At 52.8% G+C, this 25422-nt stretch carries 22 protein-coding genes; 11 read left to right on the top strand and 11 right to left on the bottom strand.

The features are described 5' to 3' along the window. Positions 1-2: 2 nt before the first annotated feature. Positions 3-458, top strand: a complete 456-nt coding sequence (locus AB5062_RS04560) for a hypothetical protein (protein WP_004293603.1) — start codon at positions 3-5, stop codon at positions 456-458. A gap of 6 nt (positions 459-464) precedes the next feature. After that, the gene (locus AB5062_RS04555) at positions 465-956 is read left to right on the top strand and encodes a DNA N-6-adenine-methyltransferase (RefSeq protein ID WP_004293602.1); all 492 of its coding nucleotides are present in this window, start codon (positions 465-467) and stop codon (positions 954-956) included. An 84-nt stretch (positions 957-1040) separates the two neighbouring features. Here the strand turns inward: AB5062_RS04555 and AB5062_RS04550 are convergent, their stop codons facing one another. The 3 genes from AB5062_RS04550 to AB5062_RS04540 are packed head-to-tail and all read right to left on the bottom strand — an operon-like array spanning position 1041 to position 3555. Next, positions 1041-1805, bottom strand: a complete 765-nt coding sequence (locus AB5062_RS04550) for a metallophosphoesterase (RefSeq protein ID WP_004293601.1) — start codon at positions 1803-1805, stop codon at positions 1041-1043. Beyond that, positions 1802-2584, bottom strand: a complete 783-nt coding sequence (locus tag AB5062_RS04545; protein WP_004293600.1) for a hypothetical protein — start codon at positions 2582-2584, stop codon at positions 1802-1804. The genes AB5062_RS04550 and AB5062_RS04545 overlap by 4 nt, the downstream gene beginning before the upstream one ends. Then, positions 2578-3555: a hypothetical protein gene (locus AB5062_RS04540; RefSeq protein WP_004303975.1), complete on the bottom strand. Its 978-nt coding sequence runs from the start codon at positions 3553-3555 to the stop codon at positions 2578-2580. Before AB5062_RS04540 ends, AB5062_RS04545 begins: the two co-directional genes overlap by 7 nt. 224 nt (positions 3556-3779) lie before the next feature. On the opposite strand from AB5062_RS04540, the gene AB5062_RS04535 reads away from it, so the two are divergent. From AB5062_RS04535 to AB5062_RS04515, 5 genes are all read left to right on the top strand, one after another. Then, positions 3780-4136, top strand: a complete 357-nt coding sequence (locus AB5062_RS04535; RefSeq protein WP_008860783.1) for a hypothetical protein — start codon at positions 3780-3782, stop codon at positions 4134-4136. An 11-nt stretch (positions 4137-4147) separates the two neighbouring features. Next, positions 4148-4333, top strand: a complete 186-nt coding sequence (locus AB5062_RS04530; RefSeq protein WP_004293597.1) for a hypothetical protein — start codon at positions 4148-4150, stop codon at positions 4331-4333. A gap of 93 nt (positions 4334-4426) precedes the next feature. Further along, positions 4427-8269 carry a phage tail tape measure protein gene (locus AB5062_RS04525; RefSeq protein WP_117974407.1) on the top strand — a complete coding sequence of 1281 codons (3843 nt, stop codon included), beginning with the start codon at positions 4427-4429 and terminating at the stop codon, positions 8267-8269. 12 nt (positions 8270-8281) lie between these two features. Then, positions 8282-9259 carry a DUF6046 domain-containing protein gene (locus tag AB5062_RS04520; protein ID WP_004293595.1) on the top strand — a complete coding sequence of 326 codons (978 nt, stop codon included), beginning with the start codon at positions 8282-8284 and terminating at the stop codon, positions 9257-9259. Next, entirely contained in the window at positions 9250-10575 is a 1326-nt protein-coding gene (locus AB5062_RS04515; RefSeq protein WP_117974409.1) for a hypothetical protein, read from the top strand. Before AB5062_RS04520 ends, AB5062_RS04515 begins: the two co-directional genes overlap by 10 nt. Positions 10576-10779: 204 nt before the next feature. On the opposite strand, the gene AB5062_RS04510 is transcribed toward AB5062_RS04515, so the two are convergent. Continuing rightward, positions 10780-12570: a DUF262 domain-containing protein gene (locus tag AB5062_RS04510; RefSeq protein WP_198418188.1), complete on the bottom strand. Its 1791-nt coding sequence runs from the start codon at positions 12568-12570 to the stop codon at positions 10780-10782. A 71-nt stretch (positions 12571-12641) separates the two neighbouring features. Here AB5062_RS04510 and AB5062_RS04505 point away from each other — a divergent pair, with 71 nt between their 5' ends. Both AB5062_RS04505 and AB5062_RS04500 read left to right on the top strand, forming a co-directional pair. Further along, complete coding sequence (locus tag AB5062_RS04505) at positions 12642-13532, top strand: hypothetical protein (protein ID WP_117974413.1); 891 nt, start codon at positions 12642-12644, stop codon at positions 13530-13532. Next, the gene (locus AB5062_RS04500; RefSeq protein WP_117974415.1) at positions 13529-15217 is read left to right on the top strand and encodes a hypothetical protein; all 1689 of its coding nucleotides are present in this window, start codon (positions 13529-13531) and stop codon (positions 15215-15217) included. The genes AB5062_RS04505 and AB5062_RS04500 overlap by 4 nt, the downstream gene beginning before the upstream one ends. A gap of 312 nt (positions 15218-15529) precedes the next feature. On the opposite strand, the gene AB5062_RS04495 is transcribed toward AB5062_RS04500, so the two are convergent. Beyond that, a complete protein-coding gene (locus AB5062_RS04495) occupies positions 15530-15784 on the bottom strand; it encodes a hypothetical protein (RefSeq protein ID WP_368326825.1) in 255 nt (84 codons plus the stop codon). 441 nt (positions 15785-16225) lie between these two features. On the opposite strand from AB5062_RS04495, the gene AB5062_RS04490 reads away from it, so the two are divergent. Continuing rightward, complete coding sequence (locus AB5062_RS04490; RefSeq protein ID WP_368326826.1) at positions 16226-17488, top strand: hypothetical protein; 1263 nt, start codon at positions 16226-16228, stop codon at positions 17486-17488. Between the two features lie 6 nt (positions 17489-17494). Continuing rightward, positions 17495-18805: a hypothetical protein gene (locus AB5062_RS04485; protein WP_004293589.1), complete on the top strand. Its 1311-nt coding sequence runs from the start codon at positions 17495-17497 to the stop codon at positions 18803-18805. An 85-nt stretch (positions 18806-18890) separates the two neighbouring features. Here AB5062_RS04485 and AB5062_RS04480 read toward each other — a convergent pair whose 3' ends face one another. Genes AB5062_RS04480 through AB5062_RS04455 form a run of 6 tightly spaced genes read right to left on the bottom strand, consistent with a single transcriptional unit; the run spans position 18891 to position 25418 of the window. Continuing rightward, positions 18891-19655 carry an ABC transporter ATP-binding protein gene (locus AB5062_RS04480; protein WP_004293588.1) on the bottom strand — a complete coding sequence of 255 codons (765 nt, stop codon included), beginning with the start codon at positions 19653-19655 and terminating at the stop codon, positions 18891-18893. Further along, positions 19652-20632 carry an iron ABC transporter permease gene (locus AB5062_RS04475; RefSeq protein ID WP_004293587.1) on the bottom strand — a complete coding sequence of 327 codons (981 nt, stop codon included), beginning with the start codon at positions 20630-20632 and terminating at the stop codon, positions 19652-19654. The genes AB5062_RS04480 and AB5062_RS04475 overlap by 4 nt, the downstream gene beginning before the upstream one ends. Further along, entirely contained in the window at positions 20633-21772 is a 1140-nt protein-coding gene (locus tag AB5062_RS04470) for an ABC transporter substrate-binding protein (RefSeq protein ID WP_117974421.1), read from the bottom strand. Positions 21773-21796: 24 nt separating this feature from the next. Further along, positions 21797-23854, bottom strand: coding sequence for a TonB-dependent receptor (locus AB5062_RS04465; RefSeq protein WP_004293585.1), 2058 nt, complete (start codon positions 23852-23854; stop codon positions 21797-21799). Beyond that, on the bottom strand, positions 23851-24348 hold the full coding sequence (locus AB5062_RS04460) for a transposase (protein ID WP_004303978.1): 498 nt from the start codon (positions 24346-24348) through the stop codon (positions 23851-23853). The genes AB5062_RS04465 and AB5062_RS04460 overlap by 4 nt, the downstream gene beginning before the upstream one ends. Beyond that, positions 24348-25418 (bottom strand): glutaminyl-peptide cyclotransferase, encoded by a 1071-nt coding sequence (locus AB5062_RS04455; protein WP_004293583.1) that lies wholly within the window; start codon positions 25416-25418, stop codon positions 24348-24350. The genes AB5062_RS04460 and AB5062_RS04455 overlap by 1 nt, the downstream gene beginning before the upstream one ends. Positions 25419-25422: the final 4 nt, after the last annotated feature.

The raw sequence follows: 25422 nt of genomic DNA, 5'->3' as shown, positions 1-25422 counted from the left end.
ATATGGCAATAATCAACAATGTAGCATACTCGTGGTCGATGATAACCCTGTCATCGACCGCCCTGGGAATCGATGAAGGTTCCACGACCCTTGAAGGCGTGTCGGCCATCAAATGGTCGAAGAAGCGCAAGGTCGAAAGTAACTACGGCATGGGAGGACGGCCGGTGTCGAGGGGGTTCGGGAACATTACCTATACGGCGAGCATCACGATGGACTATGCCACGCAACAGCTGTTGCGTTCGGTGTACGGCTCGCTGCTCGAAATCGGCGAGTTCGACCTGATTATCAGCTTTGCCAACCCGATGGCCGGCGAGGACTGGACAACGACGACCGTAACGCTCAAAGGTTGCATCTTCACGGAGGATTGTCTCGAGTCACAGCAGGATGATACCAATATCACCCATGAATTCGATCTCAACCCGTTCGATATCCAAATCGGCTCGGGTGATACAATCTAAGCTGTCATGGATGTAACTTTCGAGGGGAAATCTTCTACCGGAAAGAACGAATGGCTCACGCCTCCCTGCCTGCTTCGGAGGCTGGGGCCGTTCGATTTGGATCCGTGTTCGCCCGTAAACCGCCCATGGGATACGGCGCGACATCACTATACCATTGAGGATGACGGCCTGCAACAACCCTGGTTCGGACGTGTGTTCTGCAATCCTCCCTATGACACTGCACTGATTGTCCGGTTTATCCGCAGGTGTGTCGAACACAGGAATGCCGTCGCGCTCACTTTTGCCCGCACGGACACGCGCCTGTTCCACGAACTGATATTCCCAAACGCCGATTCAATACTCTTTATCAAGGGACGGCTCAGTTTTTACCATGTTACGGGGGAACAGGGTGGTACGGCCGGAGCGCCGTCATGCCTGATCGCCTTCAACAAAGAAAATACCGCGGTTCTGGAAACATGCGGTATCGACGGGAAGTTGGTGAAGCCACGACTTCAATAGTCAACCATAAATTTGTTACATAATAACCCGTCTGTTTGCCGGATATTGACCTTGGCTGACAGACGGGATTTATGTATGGCAGACTTAAATCGAAATATGCGCTTCCTTATCGAATGACGTATGCTCGTTACTGAACACATAGCCCAACTGGTTGCATATGCACCGGGTGTTTCCGATGACCTTATTGATATTGCGGTGCGAGTGGCCATATATCCAGTATTCAATCGGGCTGTCTGCAATGAAACCGCCAAGCTCCACGGTAAATGCCCCATTGAGCGGACTGCCCTTGAACTCCGGCGCCATCAGTTCGAATGACGGTACATGATGAGTGGCGACAATGAGATGTCTGGCAGTACTTTGTTTTACGCTCTGTTCCAGAAAACGGAAACAGCGCGAATGTTCGTCATTGAACCTTGTCCAGTCCAGCGGTTCGCTGCCGTAACGCATCCTGCGGAAATCTGTGATGGCTGCCTCAGTTTCATAGGCATCCTGCAACAGGATATGTGACCACAGTGTGGTAGCGATCAATTCTATATCGTTACCCAATGGGATAACGGCATTATAGTGGCAGGTGATGTTTTCCCTGATTTTGAGCGACCAGCCGTTATACAGCTTGTCTATGTCGAACATCTTGTAAAACTCGTGGTTTCCGGGAACCACGATGACCCGGCTGTAATTTCCGGAAGCCCAGTCCCAGAACGGATGTCTGGAGTAGTTCTCATCTCCGATATATCCTATATCTCCGGCAAGGACAAGCACTTCTCCGGCAACAGCCAGCGGGTTGTGCTTCAAAAAACTGCTGTTCTCCCGAAACTCGAGATGCAGGTCGGATGCGTATTGGATTCTCATTGTTGTGTTATGAAATTGGCTTCAAGTTGTTCCAATAACTGTTCTCCGGAAATGCTTTTAAGTCCTGCCGATTTGAAAAAATCAGAGTTTGGCACTTCTTCTTTGACAGCCAGGCAAAACCTGTCAACATCTTGTTTAAGCGAATCAGGAACTTCGTAGGTGTCGGCAGGAGCAAGCATGGCAACCAGCCGGAATACATCTTTCTTGTGCTTGACGATATGTTTGCTGTCCACTTGTTCTCCATTGCTTTTCCGCTCGGTCATTTCTAAATAGGCCCTGCATTTCAGACAGATAAGACTTTCAATGTTCGCAATATGTACGCCCTCCTCCAACGTGCTGTGTTCAATGGTATAATTATAATAGTCATCATCCATCAAAATGGCTGACAGACTTGACAGGTCATCATCAACCGGAATGGGGGTAATGTGGGCATCGTCCGGGAATTTGACAACCCCGATATTTCGTGAAAAGAGTTCTATCTGATACGGGAAATCCGGATTTCCCGGTTCCTTGAACCTGTAATATTCATGCCTGCATTCCCCGTTCCCGGTTCCCTTATTCCTTTGTCTGTACCCTGCGGTTTTTACAAACTCCCAGAATTTTGCAGCAAAATCCGAAGACAGCGCCTCCACAATCAGTATAATGTCTATGTCCTTGGTCGCCCTTGGAGTTTGTGCATATATTTCTTCATGCATTTCACAGGCAGTACCACCTATGATGACATAGTTTCCTTCATATCCGGTGAAAAACTCCCTGAATTTATCAATTCCTCTTACCATATCATATTATTTATCATAGTTTCCAATTCTATTTGAATGCGTTCATCATCCATATCCTTCATGGCCAGAAATAAAGACAATTTGTCTACAATGCCGTTTTTTGAGAAAAAACATGGATTGTAACGCCATATCTCTATGCGGGTCTCGCCATATTCCTTGTCTGTCCGGATTTGCAACCGTCGAGCTTCTTCTTTTGCAATGGCATAAGTGTCATTTTTTTCCTTGTTCAGCATTGAATATTCCGACAAGGCATTTACTCCACTAATACAAAATACTTCATCAGGCAGACTATCGGTATATACAATCCGCTCGATGGGGTTCGCCAGGAACGGCAACATCCTGTCCCATAATTCACGCTTTTTGAACTGAAATATCATACTCTTTGTCTTGCCGCCGGATAAAGCGATAACTTCTTTATCTTTCAGCCATCTGACCGCCCGGTTTACATTGGCATACGACACGTTGAAAAGATCTGCAATATCATAAGTTCCTTTCCCTTCGAGAGACTTTACTTCAAGATGATAAAGGATTATGCATTGGGCAATTGCAGGAATCTGCGTTTCTTCACCGCCCCCGATATTATTTTTATGCGGTTTCAAATCTATCAACAAATCCGGTATGAACATTTGCTTTTGCGGTATGATGAAATTTACACGATGTCTGACAAGACGCCGTACATTATAGGCCGCCACTGTACGCAATACAAATATTACCGGGCATTGGGCTTTTCGCTCAACCAGTTCTTTTTGTTTCCGCATCTGCCCCGGAGTATATGCAGAACTGTCTGCACTATACAGAAGAACTACGTCATGCCCCAACAAGTTAGCCGTACAAAATGTATAACCGGCAGTAATATTGGCTGGGAATGTATGCAAGACATCCTTTTCGACCGGCCTGATGTCCGCCCTCAAATCAAGCAATTCAGCGATGTACCGGCTTGTCACATCTATAAAATCATCTATTTTGCACATAATCATTTATGTTTGAGAATATGCAAAATTAACGATTATATACTATATATCAAAGAAATATATGAAATATATTCAGCGAAATTTCCTTTAAAGACTGATCTGGGAATATCAGGAGCAAAGAAGTTTTTTGTATAACATATGGATTACAAGTGAATAAGAACCGTGTCTTCAACCTTTCCACGATTCTTTGTCCTACTCTTTCGGTGAATCAAAACAAATTCGATATGGACGAAAAAATGCTTTCATTGGAACAGGAGATCAAGATCAAGGAAAAAGCCCTCAAACTGAAAGAGGAGAAGAAACTCCGCAAGATTTGTCCGATGGTCGTTTTCGGAGACACCGCAAACGGCGAGAAAGAGATTTATGTGGCCTACATGTCCGAACCGAGCTTTCCGCAGTTCAGCAAATTCATGGCCGCTTCCAAAAAGGACGAGGTAATCGCCATGCGCACGTTGGCCCGCGACTGCTTCGTGGACGGAGATAAGGAACTCGTGGACGACGAGTCGCTCTTCCTGTTCGGTCTGATGGGACAGCTTTCCGAGCTGATCACCACCCGCCAGAGTGTCCTGGTAAACTTATAAGCCGGTGGGTAGTGACCGACGAGCAGCGCATCCGCCAGCGGATGATCTATGTCCGCCACTACTTTCCCGGCGTCAACCTCGACACGATTTCCGACGAGGAGTTCGCGATGCTTTCCGAAGAGGCGTTGTGGCTGCACGAGCAGATGCTCATCAGCCGTATGCCCGTTCCGATGTCATTGCCGGAGAGGACTCCTTGACCTGCCGCCGTAAGCTTCCGGTTTGCGGCGGCCTTCGTTTCATAATCTCCGCCCTTGCGGAAAGACTATTCTTTTAACGCAGTACCCATTACCATGGCTCAGGAACAGAACTATCAGGTCAACTACTCCATCAACGTGGATGCCTCTCAGGGCACCAAGCAGGTTATCGCCTTCGGTGAGGCGGTAGGCAAGCTGGTACAGGCGAAAGCGTCCCTGACTCCGGCCGTCACGAACATCAAGAATATGATGGACGAGATAGACCGCGTGTTCCGCACCAAGAACGGCAAGAAACGTAATTTCGATTACCGCCTGACCATCGATACGAAAAAAAGCGAAGAGAAGCTGGAACGTATCAAGGGGTTACTCACGGATATTTCCACGCTTTCCAAAGGCATCAGCCTGACCATCAATGCCGGTCAGGCTTTGGACAGCAAGAAAATCAAGGCCAACGCCAAAAGCCTTTACGAGAAAAAGGCTGCCGAGATGCGCAAAGCGGAGATCGAAAAGAATGCCGCCTCGTCCGTTGGCACGATGGCAGACGCGCAGAAACGCATTACCAAAGCCATCGGGAAAATCAACTCCGCCCTGGTTTCCATGGAACGTGACCGGGAACTGCAAATCAAGACCGGGACGGCGGAAAACAGGTTGCAGCAGATACTTTCCCTATTGGGTCGTATCAAAAGTGCTTCTGTCATTTCTTTCAACATGCAGGGAGGCATACCATCCGAAGGACTCACACCTTCCGTTCCGGTGCCATATGCTCCGCAGGCCTTCGTAATGCCCGAAAAGGCCCGGCAAAAACTGATGGAACGGCTTTATGCAGGACAGCAGCTGCATCGCCAGAAACTGGTCCACGCGGAGGAGCTCTTTACCGCAGACCAGCGCCGTAAGGCGGCTCTGGCAGAAACCGCCGCGGCGGAAAAGCGGCGTGCCGATGAAGCGCGGGCTAAAGAACGGGAGTGCAAGAATGCCGCCCGTGCTGCGGAGAAAATACGCCGGCAGGCAGAACAGGCACGCCGTAAGGCAGAAACGGAACGTATAAAGGCCGAGCAGGCTGCAAGACGGCAGGAACAGCGCAATGCGATGCAGTCCGTCAGGCTCATGCAGCGGGAACATACTGCAGCCGGTACGCTCTACCGCAGTAAACGCCGTGCCGCCATCAACCGTATCCAGTATTCGAAAGCGCCGTCACTCAGGAACCTCCCGTTCGCTTCGATGCTCAATGCCTATATGGGTTACAGCCTGATCCGTTCGGAACTGACGAAGGCCATCGACTATTCCAACATCATGGAATCGGCACATTCCATCCTCCGTGTGGCGGACAGCGACCTCAAGACATTCGAGACCCGTTTTGACAGTATGGCCCGTCATGTCCGTAAAATCGGCATCGACACGAAATACACAGCCGTGGAGATTGCCGGTGCCGTCAAATACCTGTCGATGGCGGGCATGAATATCGAGACAATCAACAAGTCCATCCGCCCGATCACGAACCTGGCACTTATCGGTGACAACGACGTGTCGTATATCGCCGACCTGGCCACGAACATCATGGCCGGTTATGATATCCATAACGACAGCATGGACAGCGTGGCGGACATTATCTCCTCCACCATTTCCCGCTCGAATGTGAATATCGTGGAGATGGCGGAGTCATACAAGATGGCTGCCGGTTACCTGCGTATGGCGGGCGTGGACTTCACGGAAAGCAGTGCCGCCATCGGTCTTTTGGGCAATATGGGTCTGAAGGGAACGCTGGCGGGAACCTCGTTGCGTGCTCTTTCCACACGTTTTGCCAAACCTACCAAGGAGGCACAGGAAGTTCTGGACCGCCTGGGCATCCGGTTCACGGAAATGCGCGACATCGAGGGGGTGCAGGTCGAGAAACTCCGTCCTATAGCGGACATTTTCGAGGAATTGAACAAGAAGGGCGCGTCGATGGCGGATGTCCAGGCAATCTTCGGGAAAATTGGCGGTAACGCGGCGATGATGTTCCTGAAGAACTACGACAAACTACGAGAACTGACTTCATATAACCGGGGGTCCCAGGGCGTTTCCTCAGAACTGGCATTGGTAAAGCAGAATACGACCAAGGGATTGTGGGCGCAGGTGACCTCCCAGCTGACCGAAGGGTTCATGCAGGCATACGAGGTGTTGGAACCCTCTATCCGCACTGTGCTCCGCACTTTTCTGGCAAAGTTCAAGGCTCCGGAATTTACCCGTGGCCTGGTGTCCATCGGGAATGCCTTGTTGGACATCTTCACCGTGATCGGCAATATCGGCGCATGGGTGACCCGCAATTTCCATTGGATAGACCCGCTTGTCTTTACAGGCGTTGTCGCGACCCGGCTGTTCAAGGTGGCGGGAGCCCTGACGAATATCGGCATCGCCATGGGGTTTATCGGCAAACAGTCTGCGGCCACGACATCAATCAGTGCCGTGCAGGGGCTGCTGGGGGCGGGTGGTATCGGTAAGGTTTCGTTTGCCCAGAAGCGGGCCATCGTGTCGGCCATGCAGTCCGCAGGCGTGGCGGGACGGGGAGCGATGAACCGCGCCTTGATGGCCGGGGGCGGTGTCATCGGAGCCAAAGGAGTCCTGCAGTCGCTGTTTGCCACACAGGTGGCTACCGGCAGCGGACTGACCGGTGCTGCCGCCTCGTTGAGTGCCATCAGTACAGGCGCGGTTGCCGCCACGGCAGGTATAGCCGCATTGGTCGGGACTTTGGGATGGGTGGCTTACAAGACCTGGAAGATAAAGGAGGCGAAGGATGCCGTACTGGAAGAGATCGAATCGAACCGCAAGTACCGTTATCCGTCCATAGAGGCACTTTACTCCTCCCTGAGCGAGACCTATAACATGGCTGTCAAGACAAAGCGTGCCGTGGACGAGGTCGTTGCCGGCAAAAGTATCGAAGAGGCTTCGGGACATAAAATCGGAGCCTTCACATCCAACTGGTGGGCCGGGTTCTTGGGGGAATTTGCCATCGCTTCATCTGAGGGGATGGTATCGCGAGACCATGTGTATAACATGGACAAAGCCCGTCAGGATGACATAAGGGATGCGCTTGTCACCCTTGCCAAACGCGACAGCCAGACACGTATCGATGCCGCGTACGCCGAGTTCGGGAAGATGGGTACGGTATTGGAAGTGGACGCTTTCCTCAAGACGGTAAAGGAGCGTTTCGGGCAACAGGAGAAGGATCTCGACAAGTCTTTGTGGCGTATGCAGGATGGCAAGGCCGTCTATGTGAATGATATCGGGGACAGGTCGGAAGCGGTTGCCGCCCGCACATACGACTATGCCCGGTACATGAACACGCAGACCGTTCCGGAGATTGTGCGTGCCGCCACCGCTTATCGGAATGCCATATCGAGTGCCGCCAATGCGCATGAGCTGATGCGTAAGGGAGGGTTCGACTTTGACCAGTTCAGGGCCTGGGGATTCGAGCAGGACGAAAACGGGCTATGGAAACAGCGGGCACTGGGGCAGAACGCCACCGATGCGCAGCGTATAGACAACATCGCGCATCGCAAGCTGGCACATACGACACTCGTGAAGTTCTTTTCATCGCTCCGGCAGACTTTCGGAGGTTCGGCGGAGGCAGCCGAGAACATCCTCCGCGTGGCGGGCTTCACTCCCGACCAGTACGGCAACGAACCGGATTCCAACGATACACGTCCGTTTGCTGCCAACCCGATTACCAACACGCATCTGGATGACGGAGGGGCCGGCGGCAACTATTCCGGCACGGGGCGGTTGTCCTCGGCGGCACCTAAACAGGTCATCGTGAACATAGAGAGCCTGCTCAGTGTCAGGACCATCGACCTGATGAAGTCGAAGGAGGGGCAGACGGAAGAGATACAGAACCTGAAAGAACAACTGGCACAGGCGCTCATCGATGTCGTGCATGACTTCGATGCCTCCTGGAACGCATAAAATGAAAGGATTATGGGAAGACTGATACAAATCGCGGCCTCGACTTTGTTGAGCGGAGGCATACTCAACCACGGTTCGCTTGGCGGATACATCAGCAACGCCACGCGTCTGGCGTTGGGCATGGGGCTTGCCGAATTGCAGGACGGGCAGGTACATTACTTCTCCAGGCACCATGACCTGCTCAAACGGGCAGCCATACAGGTTGCCTCGCAGACGGCTTACGGGTTGCTACGTTCCTATCCCCGATACCTCAAATACTGGGAACAGCAGGTGCGGGACAAATATCTTCAGACACAGTCGCAGTCCAGCCTTGCGAACAAGACCGGACAGTACTACCAGCTCATCAGGGAACAGCAGGCGGTGGCGCAGAAGAAAAACCATATCGATTCCATCGTCGGCCGGACAGTGGCGGATTTTCTGGAACTGTCCATATCAGAGGAGGGGAAGTATTATGACAACAGCGAGTGCAAGGTTTTGCCGAACAGCCGGTATGGACTGGTGACATTCGTGGACCTGGGACCGCAGGTACAGGTCAGCAGCCGGAACAATATCCTGCTGACCCGGGTACAGGGGCGGGACTATACCCGCAAGGAATATATATCCGGGGGTGACCTCGAGATTACCATCAACGGCAAGATCACCTCCAAATACCCGGACGTGTATCCCGAGGCGGAAGTGTCCAAGTTTATCAGGCTGGTACAATACAAGGGTGTCATCGATTGCGACAACACGGTATTGCGCCAGTTCAACATTTCACGGTTGATTATACAGGGCTATACCTTACAGCCTACGGATTGCCGGAACGTGCAGCCGTATTCGCTGAACTGTGTCGCCGTGGAGCCATCGGAAGCCGTGGAACTGAAACTGGCGGAACAGGAAAAGGTGGACACGGCCATCAAGCACACGAACAAGTGGATCAAGTATGTTAAATTCGGTACGGAGGTCATCGACCCCGCCTCGTTGCTTAAACTGACACGTTTATGGGTATAGCTGCAATGGATATCCTCTGCTGTCGCATCACCATCGGGGATGCCGACCCATCCAATCCGATGAGGATACAGAACGGCGTGGAGATTACGGAAGTCCAGTCGCTCGAAATCAACGAGAGTTACAAGAAGCTGATCGGAACGGCCAAAGTGATATTCCCGAAAGGGTCGGTATGCCGCTCCACGATTATCGGGAACGTGACATTGGAGGGCAAGGACGTGTCGAGGATAACGACGGAGGTGATGCAGGACGGTGTCATCATCGAGAAACGCAGCGCGCAGCGTCTGGTTGACGAGACGACATTCAAGGTCGGACAGCGCATCAATATCAAGCTGGGCTACAACGGCGTGCTGAAAAATATGTTCGACGGATACATTACCGGATACAATTCGGACAGCACGCTGGAAATCCAGTGTGAGAATATGGCCTACAAACTCAAACTGAAACAGGCACCTCATTTCGAGACCCCGGCGAAAGGGACGACGGTGAACGAGGTGCTGGAAGGCAAGTATAATATCCTGAAAGATACCGGCTTCAGGATACACTCGGATACGAAGCGGTTTGAGATACATATCGGCAAGGTAAAGGTCACGGACAACTTCACGGTAGCGGATATCCTTTCCGAATGGTCGAAGTACAAGGTCTACTGCTTTTTGAAATACGATGCCGATGATGACGGGGCCATGCCGTCCATTGCCGTCGGGCGTCCTTATTCGTCCAGCAAGGCTCAGCCGGTATTCCCGGAGGACGAATCGACAGGACCGTACAGGATATACTTCAACGAGCATGTGGCGCAGAGCAACCTGAAAGTGGTCAAGACCGATCCGAAGTTTTTGGCGGTGACGGGCAAGGCACTCGGGACGGATGAAAAATTCTTTGAGGTGACAGTACGCATGAATCCTGAATACGACCCGGAGATGCCGGGCAGCAAGGAGTTTCAGACGGTCAATGCCACGCAGATTTCAAAAAAGACGCACAAGGTAACTGGCAACACGACGGCATCGGGAGCGAAGACCAGGACCAAGGTGGATTTATCCACATATACCATCGTACCATATATGTCACCTCATGTCGGAATCAATTCCGACCGGCTTGTAGAAGAGACGACGGAATACTTTCGGAATTACAATCTGAACGGAATCACCGGCAATGTGACAGTATTCGGGGATTTCGGACTGTCTCCTGCCGTACAGGTGGAACTGATCGACTACCGTAATCCTTCCAAGAACGGCGTATACCTCGTGGAGGAGGTAACGACAACTTTCGGAGTGGGTGGATACAGACAACAGCTGGGCATTCCGTACAGGATTCGCAAATGACCATATTGTTTATTAATGGACATTCTTTCCTTCCAGAAAATACCCGAAAAGGAAAAACGGCATTCCGTGCCGCTCCAAGGAACATCACTGCTTTTTATTCATAATTAATCCACTGCATTTTTACAAATCCATGTCTTTAAAAATATTTTACAACAGGGGCGTTTCGGCAGGAAGAATAATATCTGCAAATACCTTTGATATAAATCAGTTAATCATCTTTTTGATTCTCTGAACCAGTATGGTCTTTCGTTTTTCTACAAAATCAGAAAAATTAGACAATGAAAGATCCGTATCCGGAATAAGGTGGTCCTCCATGAATTTCTGCATGTCCTTGTTCCGGGTCTGTTCACTAACCCACTTGTCCAATGGCTTGGCGTTTTTAGACTCGTTCTCATTGGCATCGAGCATCTGCAGGTTTAGGATGGAATTGTAGACCTGCCAACCATATTTTTCCTTGTCTTTCTCTTCCAGATCATTGTATGCAGAGGCTGGGTGCAGGTGGTCCTGATGGAAATTATTGTTCCTGTAATCAAGATTCGGATACAGCATGGCCAATATTGGGAAACTATATCGTGAGTCTTTCTGGCTGTAAAGCAAGTCTTCTATAAAATCGTCACCTACATCCGACAGTTTCTTGATTTCAGAGTTTATTTCTGCTGCCGGGAACAATGTCACGGTTTCTTTTATATAACAGCCGGTGATGTCTGTAGTATATGCCCTTCTTGACTGTGCAAGAACGGAATCAGCACTTGCTCCGAATGCCCTGCGGAGCAGAATTGAGAACAACCATTTTTTTATGATTTCACAATCCTCTCTATTTCCCATCTTTTTGTAAAAATCCTGATATATGTCCTTGTGGTAAAGATAATATAGTATGGGCATGGCGGCATTATATGAAGTCATTGTGAAATCCGTCAGTCCGAAAGATCTCAGCAAGTCGAACAGGTTTGAAACAGCATCCCTGATCCTAGTCCAATTATTTTCCACCAGTTCAATAAAACTCAGATTGAAACTTGTTATAAGGGAACGCACATCTTTATGATATAAGTACAGGAACGATTTCAATATGAAATCGTGAGATATATTAAATCCTTTAGAACGTATGTGCTCAACCAGATTCTTGATTTCTGTCTTTGCGTCCATCTGTTTACAATTGGCAATGGCGATGGACATCAGAATATCCGAAAAACTTAATGCAGTACCCCCGGAATTGATTCGAATAAAAATATTCACAGCTTTGTCAGGTTTCTGTTCATCCTCCTCGTAAAAATTTATATTGAGCTTGGTATGAATGACATTGTCCAACAGTCTCAGTAGTCTTTTGGATTCTTTGTCTATGTTATTGTCCTCGGCAAATTCATCGATGCCATAATTGTAATCCTGATGCAAAGCCAAAATCTTGCCTACACGGAACCATTTTTCACTAGACTTGTCAATAAATAAATCTTTTTCTTTGGATATGTTCTTGTCAACAAAGGAAAAGATGAACTCCCTGTCACTTTCCTCCTGTGTGTATTTACGGGATATATTGAGATATAGATGCCGGGTAGGAAAATTAGATTCAGAATAATCCCAACGTTTCCTATAATCTTTGTACGCATAGCTGCCGCACAGACCGATATATAATGATGTCAATCTCTGTTGTCCGTCCAATATTGCATAAAAATCGTTGATATTGTCCGTAGGAATCGGATCGTTGCATATCCGATGATACTGTATGAAAGCTGATAGAAACTTATAAAACCGGAAATCTGTTTTTGTGCCTCCTTTTACCTTCCAAAACAACATGGAACTGATTGGATAGCCTTTCATCAGAGAATCAAACAACTTTTCTATCTGTTCTGCCGACCATACAAAATCTCTCTGAAAAGCCGGCAATAGGTATTCATTCCGGTGGATACGTTCTATAGCCTGCGCTATCGTTATTGGTGATTGGAAACCTGCCATACTACTAATCAAGTGTTTTTTTACAAAGATAGAAAATTCTAATTTCATGTTTAATTTTTGAAGAAGGAAAATGCAAACCTGAATATATTCCAACGACCTATTCTTCTATAAAAAAATCAATGTCTTCAGATAAGTCGAATCAGTTGCTTATCCGTGAGGCTATCCGCAAGATAGCCTTGGGGCGGAGTATGGAGCGTATCAATCTGGCTCCCGGAGGCATGTCCGGTATCGGGACGGCCCGCATGATACACGGCTATGTCGCTAAGATACACGATAACCCCTCGGACGAGGAGTTTTCCGACTACGGCGGTACCATTGATGTCGGCGAGTACCCGGACGAGACGGCCTCCGCCGAACCAGTCATCCATAAAGGCGTGCTGCTCTCGGCCGCCACCAACAGCGAAGGCGGCTTCCTGATCGTACCTGCACTCTTTTCCGACGTGACCATCTTCATGGATGCCGCCACCCGCTATGCCTATGTGGTTAACTTCTCCCATGTGGATATCCTGCGGCTCAATGCCCGCACGGAAACCGTCATCGGCGTGACCGAAATGGAGGAGCTGGATCCGGAAAACGACTCCTCCCCGGACTACGACGAACTGGAAACCACCGGTAACGAGACCTCCACCCGCTATACGCCGACTGCCGTCACAACAACCGTCAGGAATGACAAGGACAAGGAAGCGACAACCGTTATCGATGCGGAAAGCATCACGCATACGGTGGACAAGTCTGAAGTCAGACAGACAGCAGATAAAGTGGTACAAAAGGTCAATTCCACGACCGTTGCCGTTGCCGACAACAAGGTGACGCTCGGTGACGAAAATGCCACCGAGCCGCTGGTTCTAGGTAATGAGCTTGCCCGGCTGATGCTCGACTTCCTGACAGAATGTTCGAAAATCATGACCCCCACACTGATGGGCACGATGTCGCCGATCAATATGCCGAACTTCATCTCGCTGACATCACGTATCCAGAATTTTCTTTCCAAGACCAGCTACACCAAATGAGCGTACAACTGCATCCCGATATAGAAACCCTCGACAAGGAGAGCCTGTGCTATTCCATCTATGCACAGCTGTACCATAACTTTTTCAATGCCCAGCAGAAAAAGGACGACGAGCATCCTTACGGCATCGAGGAAGGCGACGAGACCAGTCTGAGACTGAAGAATACCGCTTACGGTTTTGCATCCGCCATTGCCGGAGCCGTTGCGGGAGAGGGCGGTTCCGGAAGTGGCGGTTTGCTGTTGGATTACCTGAAGAAATCGGGCGGTGACATGACCGGCAGGCTCAGTGCCAATTACGGTTTCGAAGCCGGCATTGGAAACACCCGTATCCTGGAAACCTATTCGCAGGACATTACCGATCCGGAAGGTGTGGTAACTGCCGTCGAGTACGGTATCAGGATTACCGGCAACCTGAAAGTCGGGGGTGACAGCCTGCATATCGGCGGCAGGCAGTTGCTCCGTTACGACGCGGACAAGGCCACCGCTACAATCAATGCCTCCCATATAGACTTTCTGGATGCGACGGTACATTCCAAAGGGGCATGGATTATCGGGGACGAGGATACAGGAATATTCATCTCCCCGACACGGCTGGCCGTGGGCGGGCAGGATGTCTACCATCGTGGCAACGCCAATACGGACACGGCGGATTGGACGATGCGGGACGGCATGGTGAGACGGAATCTGACGGTGCGAGGGAGTACGGTCATGGACGGCGGACTGAAAGCCTTGCAAGGCGTGGAACTGGGCGACAAAGGGAAATGTCTGCTTTCGTTTTCGGAAGAGGATGTCGCGCTCGGCGGATTCCTCTCGTTCCTGGACGGGTTCGGCATCCGGATCAGAGATGTTCCCGTACTACTCCGTACCGACAAGGACAAGATACAGTTCGGGAGTATCGGCGGTGACCTTCTTTTAGGCGGCGACCATACCCCGAAGATACGCCTGTTCTCCGGCATATCGGACGTGGACGGCGAGTGCCTGATGCTTTCCCCTTACGGAAAGGCGTGTTTTCCGGGCTCGCTGACTGTCCGCCACAACTACGGCGCCGACCTGCTCTCCTCATACCGGGTAGACACTTCCGATGAAGGTATCGTTATCCACAAGCGCCTGCGAATGGGCACGGCAGAGGGATTCATGCTCACAGGCGACAGGGAGCGCGTATCGCTTTCTTCCGAGGTAATCTACGAGGAAGAAGGCAAAAGGACGGCTATCCCTCACAGCACGGATTTTTCACACCGTCCGTCCGTGAGCTGTTATGCCCCGCAGAACCGTCACAGCGAATCATTCCATATCTGCACCGATGCCGATTTCCTTACGGTCGGCGTTCCGTTGGAAGCAGCCGGGCATATCGGAATCCATGCGTCGCCCACCCGGATTACTGACAGAACCCTATACTTGACAGAGGCGTTACGCCTGCAAGCGGTGGAGGACGGTATCCGGCATTACGGAAACAGCGTCTTTACCGGGGCGCTCTCTTCGGAGTTCTTTTCCCCGGGCCTTTCCGGAAGCGGATGGGCTGTCCGCCGGAACCGGACGACAGGAGGCGTCTCCGCCACATTCGACGAGGTGGTGGCCCGCCGTAAGTTCCGCGCCTATGAGTTCGAGGTCAAAAAGACTTCGGTAACCAACGGTTCCTTCTGGATCAGCGACAGCTGTTCGGGAGACACCGTGGAAAAACTGTCATAATCCATGTCCGTATTCCGTTATCCGACATACAAGATCCGTATCGCCCCCGACTCGCAGAAGACACAGGGACTGCAAGCCGGGGATATCATCCGCAGGCAATATGCCGAACGGGAGCGTACCGTCTATTCGCTGATGTGCGTGACAGAAACCGGAACGGAGCTTGTCGGAGACAAGGACGCTCCTTATTTCATCGGGGCATTGCTGGACGGGGACGAACCGCAGGGCGGTGAACTGCTGGACTTCGTGCGGATTACCAACCTGTTCGATACGGCACGCAGCGGAGCCTTGTACCTGACGGCTTCTGACAGCGATTCACCCTATATGGATGTCATCGACGGCATGGCGACCGAACGCTCCCTGTGCTATCCCGTCATGGACGGAGGCATGGCGGGAGTGCCGGACAAGTCCAGATACGCCGTTTATGGCAGCATGCTGCAAACGGAATACCTGGATGCCGATTCGGAAGCGACACGCGTTGTCCGCATCATCCGCAATGCGGAACCGGCAGGAAACGCTTCCTTCGGGCTGATGCTGACATTGGAAGAACCGGTCGGATACCCGGAGCACCTGCTGGTATCGTTCAAGGTCAGGTCTTCCAAAACATCAGGTTCCGTACCGATCCGGTTCGGCTATACGAACCGTGAAAAGACGGATGCGGAAGATGAAATCTCCATCGGCCGGGAATGGAAGTACAAGTTATGGGTCATCACCGTGGATTACCCGGCACAGTACAGCCGGAGCCTGTTTCTTGAGCTGACATCAAGCCTGGCCTCCGAGGGGGACTGGTGCGAGGCCGCCGACCTGAACATTGTCCGTCTTGCCTCCGTATCCGCTTTCAGCGAGGCGAGCAAGGCCCGTGTGGGAAAGGTCAGCGGCATCATCGATCCGGTCTTCGGCATGTTGGATGGTTACGGGGCCTATTTCCAGAATCTCTATGCCACACGCAATGTCAATATAGCCGGCACGCTTACCGCGGGAGACGAGAACGGTTTTTCAAGCACGTTTTATGTGGGCAAAATCCACAAGAATGTCATACCCGACAGCCTGTCCTGCCGGTTCAGCCATTCGGAAGAGCTGGATGAAACATCTCCCGCCGGACTCGGGCGGTGTGTACGGATAGCCGGAGACAGTCTTCTTGGTGCGCAAAGTGCCGCCTGGCGGGAGGCTCATACAGGAGTCTGTTATTGTTTCTCAGTCTGGATAAAAGCGGAAGATACGGCAGCCATCCGGTTCTATCAGGATGAACATCTTGTCGGTGATCGGACGGTGGCTGCCGGTAAAGGATGGGTCCGTTATAATGTCCCGTTCCTCATACGCGGGTCAGATTCCCCCGTCATGTGTCTCGGCATTGCCGCTTCCGTCCCCCTGTCGTTGTCCGCCCCTCAATTGGAGGCCGGAAGGAACGTGACCCCCTATCAGGCGACCGATGAAGCCTTGTCCTACACGGACGATTACGGTGCCTGGTTCAATAAGGGAGGTATCGGGGGTACCATACAGAATCCCCTGTTGCGGCTGAACGAAGACGGCTCGATCGTTTCACGGGACGGTTCTTTCGTCATCCATCCGGACGGGACGGGCCATTTCGCCTCGGGACGGTTCAAGTGGGGCAAGGATACCATCGAACTGCGCGATGTGACCATCCGCTGGGAAGACCTCGATGAGGAGGCGCAGGAACTGCTCAAGCCCCGTTCCGTCTCCCTGACAGGCGGCACGGCGTTCCATTTCAAGGACGAGCTTTCAGGCGCATGCGAGCCGGAGAATATCCCGCTTGTGGCGACCGAATACAATTTCGAGCCGGAAAGTCGGCAGTGGGAATACCTTGCCGTTGACGGCATATGGAAAGATGCCGGATGCAATGCCGCCGTATTTGAAATGACACCCCCGTTTCATGGCTGGGAAGGGCGCGACGTGCTGACCCTCCGCTACACGGCAACATACCGTAATGAAAAAATCAGTGCGACCCATACCTTTTTCAAACTTTACGACGGATCTCCCTCCTATACTGTTTATGTGGAGTCTGAAAACGGCACGACATTCCGCAACGGAATCGTCTCGACGGTACTCCGTGCCAGGGTGTACAGGGGCGGTGAAGAGATTACATCGCTCATTCCCGACGGCAATTTCCGCTGGATACGGACGAGCCGCGATACGGAGAGTGACAGGATATGGAACGCCGCACCGCGTTACGGCAGGGAGATAGAGATAACCGGCGGGGACGTGTGGCGCAAGGCCGTTTTCGATTGCGAAGTGGAAATAACAAATAACCGATAATCTATTATGGCAGTAAAAGTAGCCCGCGGGCAGGTCACCATCATCGACCAGAACGACGCGGTATCGTTGCAGGCATTCATCGGCTCCTCGCAGCCCCTGACACAGGTGTACAACAGAGACAACAATGCCTATGCCCCTTCGTGGGCGGCTTCTCCCTATCTGGTACTTACCCCTTCGCTCTTCGTCAGCGGTCAGGCGGCGACCGACCAGATCACCTCGGTAGGCAATGCCGCGACGCTTACGGCAGGCGTGAAGAGCGGCTCGGCCAAGTGGTACAAGAACGGTACGGCGATCGTCTCCGGACAGGACAGCTGCACCATCGGCGCGGCATCGGCCAAGTATGCCCTTACCGTCAAAGCCAACCACATGACCGTTTCCGCTCCGCAAGTGCGTTATACTTTCGAGGCGGTTTACATCGACGCCAACGGGCTGGAGATTCCGTTCCGGGCGGAGATTCAGTTCACGCAGCACCTGAACGCCGGAGCGATGATCGCCGCCGTGGCGTATGCACCCGACGGCATCGTATTCAAGAACGACGAGGTGGCGACGCTCAGGGCGCATTGCGACCTGTGGCGCGGAGCCTCTATCGACACGACGAACGTCACCTACGCGTGGGGCATCAAGGATTCGGCGGTATTCGCGGGCACGACACTGACAGCTGCCGCGGCAGCCGGAGCCACGACCATAACGGTCGCTTCGGTAATGAACATGGAGGCGGGAGGCAGGATAACCATAGGATCGGCACAGTACACCATTTCGGCAGTCAACGCCTCCACGAAGGTCGTGACGCTGACCTCCGCACTGAGTGCCGCAGCCGCATCGGGAGCCGCCGTTTCGTGTCCCTACTACAACTCCATGCTGGGTGCCGGCTGGGCATGCCTTACCTCGACCAATCCTCGGGGCGTGACGGCAGGCTGGACGACAAACGAAATCACGATTACGGCAGATGCCGTTCTCAACTTCGAGACCTTCAAGTGCGCCATCAAGGATACGGACACCTCGGCGGGCAACGCCTCGGCGAACAAGGTCGTCTGCGACATCATCTCCTTCACGGATATGTCCGACCCCATCACGGTTGATCTGGTCAGCCAGAAGGGGTTCACCATCAAGAACAACGGCAATGACGTGGATGCCAAAGCCGTGTTATACAGGGGCGGTGAGGAAATCGACACGGGCGGGACAGCTTATACCTATACATGGAAACTGTGGAACTCTGCCGGGACTTCCGTCGTGAAGACCTACACGGGAAAATCCATCACGGTCTCGAAAGCCGATGTGACGGGGAAAGGCGTGCTGATGTGCGAGGTATCGAAATAAACGACATGTCTTACAACGAATACGAGGGTGCCAAATACTTTTTGGGACACCCTCATTGCGTCTGACGTGTTTCCCGACAGGAAAGTCAGTCTCTTGGCATGGATTTCACGATCCCGCTCACGGGGTCGAATTGTACGGCGGCATTGTTGAACAGCCGCTCGATATGCCCGCTGCGGATCATTTCGGAGGTCGGCAGACAGTGAAGGACGGGCGTATCGATAAGGGCTATTCTGTCACTCAGCGAGAGGGCTATATCCAGTTCGTGAGTGGAGAACAGAATGCATTTGCCCTCAGCATGCGCTAACCGTGCGAGCAGGGAACACAATTCGTAACGGTTGGGCATGTCAAGAAACGAGGTCGGCTCGTCCAACAGGATGACGGGCGTTTCCTGAGCCAGAGCACGGGCTATCATAATGCGCTGGCATTCACCGTCCGACATCTTATCCATCGTGCGGCCGGCATACGCCTCCATTCCGACCGAAGAGAGCGACCGCATGACGATTTCCCTATCTTGAGGCTGCATGCGGCCGATCCAGTTGGTGTAAGGGGCGCGGCCGATAGCCACGACATCCTCGCACCGCAGGTTGGCGATGCGTGTGCGCTCGGTCGTGACAAATGCCAGTTGCCTTGCCTTCTCCGGAGTTCTCATGTTTGCGATACAATGTCCGTCGAGCAGGATTTTACCGCAATAATTATGATTCAGTCCGGCTATGGCACGGAGAAGTGTAGATTTCCCCGTGCCGTTCCTGCCAATAAGGGCAGTCAGCTGTCCTCTTTTGAAAGAGGCATCGACCTTATCGAGAAGCCTCTTCTCTGCGTAGCCTATGGAAAAATCGCACAGTTCTATCATACCGTCATCGATTTATTGCGTAAAACCACCCATACGACTATCGGGATTCCCAGCAGTGCGGTAATGGCATTTACGGGCAAAGTGAACATTTTGGAAACGATATCGCAAAGAAGCAATACCGCCGCCCCCGAGAGAAGGGTTCCCGGCAGGAGCACGCGGTGGTCGGCCTCGCGGAAGAGCATCCGCGCGACGTGAGGCATGGCAAGACCGATGAAGCCGATCGGGCCGCAGAAAGCCGTTACCGTGCCGGCCAGCAGCGTCGTCGAGAGAAACAGCAGACCGCGCGAACGGCGGATATTCAGTCCCATCGTTACGGCATATTCCTCGCCGAAGAGCAGGAGGTTGAGCGGTTTGATCGTCCATACGGCCAGCAGCAACCCGACGATGACCGACGGAAGGAGGATGGCGAGCTGCGGCACCGTCACGTCGCCGAGCGACCCCATCGTCCAGATGACGAACGCCTTTAACGCCTCCTCTTTGCTCAGATATTGCAATATCTGCACGACAGCGCTCACGCCTGACGAGAACATCATACCCAAAATCAATATCACCATAATGTCCTTTATGCGGTGTCCGACGGCAGCGATTACGAGCAGCACGACGGCCGCACCCAGCCAAGCCGCTCCGGCGATGCCTATCGACGAGCCGACGCCTGCCAGCACCACGAGCGCCACGCCGAGGCTTGCACCCGAGCTGATGCCCAGCACGTAGGGGCCGGCCAGCGGATTGCGGAACAATGTCTGCATCTGCAAGCCGCTGACCGATAGCGCCGCCCCGGCCAGCAGAGCCACAACCGCCTTTATCAGCCGTATGTTCAGTACGATTTTCGCCGTAGTCCGCGGGCAGTCGCCGCCCGTCAGGGCCGCCCATACGTCGCCGACGGGAATGCGAACCGCGCCCACAGCCAAATCCAACAGGAAGAGGCCGACCGTAAGCACGGACAACGCGGTGAACAGGATGACGGGGCGTGAACGCATCTATTTCAGTTGTTTGTAGTATACGAAATCTTCTTCGACCAACTCGGGGTGGAATATCTTCACGAGGTCGCGCAGAAGAAGGTCGGGATTCACGATGGCCGATTCGTAGTAGTCGTTGCCTCCGGCGGCATTGGTGCGGGCGTTGTTGTTATAGACATAGCCGTTTCGGACGCAGCGGGTATCGGCGAACTTCGGGCAGGCGGCTTTCAGTTCGTCGAGTGTGTTCGCCATGCCGACGTTCAGCCACATATCGGCCTCCGAAGCGAGCAGGTATGCCTCCTCCAAGTCGATAGGCGTCGAAGAGTTGCCCGTGTTCTTCTTGTAGATGTAGTCGCCTCCGGCGTCGGTAATCAGCCGCACGGCATAGTTTTCCGTCGAGGGCATGAACCACGAATCGCCGTAGGGCGTATTGAGCATGACCGACGGGGCATCGAGAACGGCACCGGACACTTTCTGTTTCAGCGCATTGTATCGGATCGGAATATCCGCGAATACCTTTTCGCCCTTCGCGCGTTTCCCGACGACCTCCGAAAGCGCCACCAGCCATTCGGCTTTGCCCAGCGGAGATTCTTCGAGATAATCGCCGACATACATGAACGGGATGCCGAGCTCCTTGAGTTTGCTCTCCATCGCACTGGCCCCGTTCACGCCGAAAAGCAGCACAAGGTCAGGGTCGAGCGACAACAGAAGTTCATAATTGATATTTCCCTCGTAACCCACGTCGCCGATGCTGTCGCGGCGTGCCTGAATGTCGGGATTGGAGATATAGTCGAGTCCCGAAACGCCGACCACACGTGCCGTCTCGCCGATGGCGTCGAGCATGGCGATATGGGTCGAGGACATCGCCACGATGCGCTGCGCATCCCCTTCGAGGACCTGCCCGTCGAAACCCTCGGGAACGGGTTCCCCGTTACGGGAGATGAACAACCGGGTGGTGACGCTATCCGCGCCCTGCCACGGATTCATGACGGAAACCAGCACGCTCTGTCTGCCGTCTGCTCTTTCAATCTTGAATCCCGAGGCATATTCGGGAGCGTAAAGCTGTTTGTTGAAATCGGCAAGTTGGGAACTCTTGCCACGACAGCCTGCAAATGCCAGCGCAAGCAGCACCATCAGGCTCAAATTCTTTAATACTTTCATATCATTACCTTATTTACGTTTACATTATTTTCTGCTTTTCCCGAATTTCGGGGTGATGCCGATGAAGAACTCGAAGTTGATGCCGGGCATAGGACGCGACAGCACCGAGAGATAGTCCTCGTTGAACAGGTTATTGACGGCAAGTTTCAACTGTACATCCAGCGGTTTGAACGACAGCATTTTCTCCAGTGAGATATTGCTCATGAAATACCGGGGCAGGTGGCCTGTCAGCGTGTAATCGTTGCTCGACATGGTGAAACGTTCCGAGTAGTAAGCCCACTTGTAGAGGAACGCCCACGTCCGCCATGACAGCCGTCCTGTCAGCGAGGCGGAGTGCTCCGGCACGTAAGGCAGTTGTTTTCCCACCGACTGGTCGGCGGGCGACATCTTTTCGCCCTCGTTGATGGAGGGGGTCCACGAATAGGAACCGTTCAGGTCTATCAGCCAGTCCTTTGCCGGCTGCACGGCAAGGTTGGCCTTCACTTCGACACCGTAGGCATGGACTTTCTTCACGTTGCGCGGCGAGAAGAACCCCTTGGTCGTCGGCAGCCAGATGATCCAGTCGTCGATGTAGGAGTCGAACCAGCTTGCGCTGCCGCCCAGTTTATATACCCCCTTTTTGCCGACATCGAAACTCACTCCGGCGTCATAGCTGAAGCCGTGTTCGTTTTTAAGGTCGGGGTTGCCGCCCGGCAGAAAGTAGAGGTCGTTCAAAGTCGGAAAACGATAGTTGCGCGATACGGAGGCTTTCACCATCACGTTCCCTTTGCGCGAAATCAGTCCGTCGATGAAGAATGCCGGGATGAGCGGAGCCCATTTGTCGCCCGACATCTCCTCGCGCAAGACCAGCGACAAGCCCAACGGCTCGACAGGCTGCCATTTGGCCGATACAGAACCGGAGAGCTCGACACGCCCCTTGTCATATCCGACGACGGCTTTGTTGCCATCCTGAAGGATGATGTTCTTGTCTTCGCTGCGCACGAGATGCTGGTACACGGATACGTTCGAGGTGAAGAACCATTTCCTGCCGGGCGAGTATTCCGCTTCCGCCTGTCCGTAGAACGTGTTTATCTTGCTCCGCGAACGGGTCATGGAGGCCCAGTTGTCCGGCGCCACCTCACGACGGTAGTCGTAGGCCATCCACGTATGGATATAACCGCCTTTCACGCCGACTTTCCATTTCTCTTTGATATGGTCCCATGACAGGACACCACGAAACGTCTGCTCCCGCTGGCGGTTCTCGAAGGCGGTCTCATCGCCGTAATCGGTCGTGAGCATCGGCAGTTCCCGGTTGGAGTTGATATACCATGCGTTCAACCCGAAACGGTCGCCTTTCAGGGTGTTGTAATATACCTCCTGCAACAGGTGCAGGTCCTTGAACGAACCCGATCGGTTGCGTTCCTTGGGATGATACTGTCCGATGATGTTCTTCTCCTCGTCGTAGATATTTATCTTCTTGTCGTGGTTGGTGTACTTGTAATCGTTGGGCGACGACGAATAGACCGCGCGGGTCGAGACCTGCCATCGGTCGCTGCCGTAGGTGAAGCGGGCGAACTCGTCGAACGTGCGGAACGACCCGATGCCCTGCACGTATTGGGCATGGAAGCCCTCGCCGACCTGCGGCGTAGTACCGAGTTTGACAAGTCCGCCGAGTCCGCCGCCCGTTTCATTCACCGACGACGTGCCATGAAGCAGCGAGGCCTGATCTATGAAGTAGGACGGTATGGTGGAAAAGTCGGTCATACCCAGCATGGGATTGTTGATGCGCATGCCGTTCCACGTCACCTGCGTGTGGCTGGGCGACGTGCCGCGGAAAGCAACGGTGGAGAGCGTGGCGCGTCCGTAACTCTTGACGAACACGGACGAATTGAACGTCAGAATGTCGGCCATCGATAAGGCAATGTTCTCTTTCAGTGCGAGCGAGTCGAACTTCGTCTTCTGCACGCCGATTTCTTTCATCGGGCGTTTGCCCCACACCGTGACCTCGTCTATCTGGTGGATGCGTCGTGTGATTCCCTGCGCGGACAATACGGACGGACAGACGAGCAGTAGCGAGAAAAGTATGTATTTCGTATAAATCATTTGATTCCGTTTTTAGGGTGGGTATTCGCGGAAAAATGTACCGTGGAGGATGCCGGCACGGACGTTTGATGCGGGTCGAACCCATTCTCTTCAAGCAGTTGTCCGTATTCTTCCTCGAACGAGATCTCCTGATGGATTGTATGCTGCTCCTCGATGTGCCGTCTGAGCCGGTGAAGGTCGCTGAACGACACGCTGAACGAGTCGAATCCGGCAGCCCAACCGGAGAAGTCGGCATATTCCGGGGTTTTCTGGTATACCGTTCCCGTGGCGCCTTTCACCTTGTTCACGATCTTGCTGAAATCCCCGGAATTCGGAATCTCGACAAGTACATGCACGTGGTTGAGAAAGGCATTGGCGGCATGTACGCGGCAACCTTTCCCTGTAAAAATCCGTGTCATCCGCTCGAGCATCAATCCTTTTCCCGTTGTCGGAATCGTCATCTTGCGTCCTTTGGTAACGAAGATGAGATGGTATAGGTGTCGTATCCTGCCCATCACTTCCAACAAAATGCGCCGGGGATTATCCCGACATAGAATTCATCGATCAGTTCACCTTCGGACGAGTAGCGGTAGACAATGCCCTGCTGCTGGTAGTCGATGGCATCGGCCACGTAGACATCGCCACGCACGGGGTCGACGGTCAGGCCGTAATAAATCGTACCGCTGTATTCGAGGAACGGGCGCACGGGAACACGTTCCGCATCCACGTCCATCGACCATATGTCCTTGTTGATCCAGTAGAGCTTGTCGCCCGTACCGTTGAGCTGCACCTCCGAAGGCCAGTCGCCCATCTTGAACTTGAACTGCTTCTCTACGGTGAACGTCTCGGCATCGATGCGGTAGAGAGACGGGGCTTCGTAGCCGTAGGGCGAACCCTCGTACCCACCGTCGGTGATCGTCCACATCTTGTGGTTCTTGTCCATTACCAGCGAGGTGGGCTGGATGCCGACTTTCAGTTCTTCTACCACCTGATCCGTTTCGGTATCGATCTTGATGATGCGGTTTTGGTACGACCAGCAGTTGCAATAGACATATTTGCCATACTGCACCATCTGCTCCGTGGAGCCGCTTTCCATCGTCATGTCCGGCACCTGGATGTAACCGGTGATTTCATATTTCTTGGGGTTGATGATGAAGATGCGGTTGTCCCACAATTGGGTGACATAGGCTTTCTCGTCGCTGAGGAAATGGATATAGCGCGGCGAAGTCAGGTTCGTGATACGGCCCACCTCTTTGAACGTATTGAGGTCGATGGCGAAAATCACGTGGGAATTGTTCACCACGACCCAGCCCTTATTGTCGTGGATGCACATCGATTGCGCCACGTCGCCCAGCTTCATGCCGTTGGCACGGAAGAACACTTCATTCTGCACCTGTTGGGTTTCGGGGTCGTAGTACGACAACGTGGCATTGCCGTACTGGAAGTTGCCCTCGTTGGTGATGAACAACCCGGCTCCGGTAGCGTTGAAATCTTCCACCGCATCTCCGTAGTCCCACTCCATGCAGCCCGCCAGCAACAGCGGCAACCCGCATAGAAGAATGATATGTCGTATCAGATGTTTCATTGGC

Source organism: Phocaeicola sp. RTP21359st1_B8_RTP21360_211022, from assembly GCF_040911965.1.
Classification (GTDB): domain Bacteria; phylum Bacteroidota; class Bacteroidia; order Bacteroidales; family Bacteroidaceae; genus Phocaeicola; species Phocaeicola vulgatus.
Note: the sequence above shows the minus strand (reverse complement) of the source record. Positions and strands in the feature narration are given on the sequence as shown.

Coding starts and splice junctions, on each gene's coding strand:
- AB5062_RS04560 (WP_004293603.1), top strand. CDS start 3: ATGGCAATAATCAACAATGTAGCATACTCGTGGTCGATGATAACCCTG.
- AB5062_RS04555 (WP_004293602.1), top strand. CDS start 465: ATGGATGTAACTTTCGAGGGGAAATCTTCTACCGGAAAGAACGAATGG.
- AB5062_RS04550 (WP_004293601.1), bottom strand. CDS start 1,805: ATGAGAATCCAATACGCATCCGACCTGCATCTCGAGTTTCGGGAGAAC.
- AB5062_RS04545 (WP_004293600.1), bottom strand. CDS start 2,584: ATGGTAAGAGGAATTGATAAATTCAGGGAGTTTTTCACCGGATATGAA.
- AB5062_RS04540 (WP_004303975.1), bottom strand. CDS start 3,555: ATGTGCAAAATAGATGATTTTATAGATGTGACAAGCCGGTACATCGCT.
- AB5062_RS04535 (WP_008860783.1), top strand. CDS start 3,780: ATGGACGAAAAAATGCTTTCATTGGAACAGGAGATCAAGATCAAGGAA.
- AB5062_RS04525 (WP_117974407.1), top strand. CDS start 4,427: ATGGCTCAGGAACAGAACTATCAGGTCAACTACTCCATCAACGTGGAT.
- AB5062_RS04520 (WP_004293595.1), top strand. CDS start 8,282: ATGGGAAGACTGATACAAATCGCGGCCTCGACTTTGTTGAGCGGAGGC.
- AB5062_RS04515 (WP_117974409.1), top strand. CDS start 9,250: ATGGGTATAGCTGCAATGGATATCCTCTGCTGTCGCATCACCATCGGG.
- AB5062_RS04510 (WP_198418188.1), bottom strand. CDS start 12,570: ATGAAATTAGAATTTTCTATCTTTGTAAAAAAACACTTGATTAGTAGT.
- AB5062_RS04505 (WP_117974413.1), top strand. CDS start 12,642: ATGTCTTCAGATAAGTCGAATCAGTTGCTTATCCGTGAGGCTATCCGC.
- AB5062_RS04500 (WP_117974415.1), top strand. CDS start 13,529: ATGAGCGTACAACTGCATCCCGATATAGAAACCCTCGACAAGGAGAGC.
- AB5062_RS04485 (WP_004293589.1), top strand. CDS start 17,495: ATGGCAGTAAAAGTAGCCCGCGGGCAGGTCACCATCATCGACCAGAAC.
- AB5062_RS04480 (WP_004293588.1), bottom strand. CDS start 19,655: ATGATAGAACTGTGCGATTTTTCCATAGGCTACGCAGAGAAGAGGCTT.
- AB5062_RS04475 (WP_004293587.1), bottom strand. CDS start 20,632: ATGCGTTCACGCCCCGTCATCCTGTTCACCGCGTTGTCCGTGCTTACG.
- AB5062_RS04470 (WP_117974421.1), bottom strand. CDS start 21,772: ATGAAAGTATTAAAGAATTTGAGCCTGATGGTGCTGCTTGCGCTGGCA.
- AB5062_RS04465 (WP_004293585.1), bottom strand. CDS start 23,854: ATGATTTATACGAAATACATACTTTTCTCGCTACTGCTCGTCTGTCCG.
- AB5062_RS04460 (WP_004303978.1), bottom strand. CDS start 24,348: ATGGGCAGGATACGACACCTATACCATCTCATCTTCGTTACCAAAGGA.
- AB5062_RS04455 (WP_004293583.1), bottom strand. CDS start 25,418: ATGAAACATCTGATACGACATATCATTCTTCTATGCGGGTTGCCGCTG.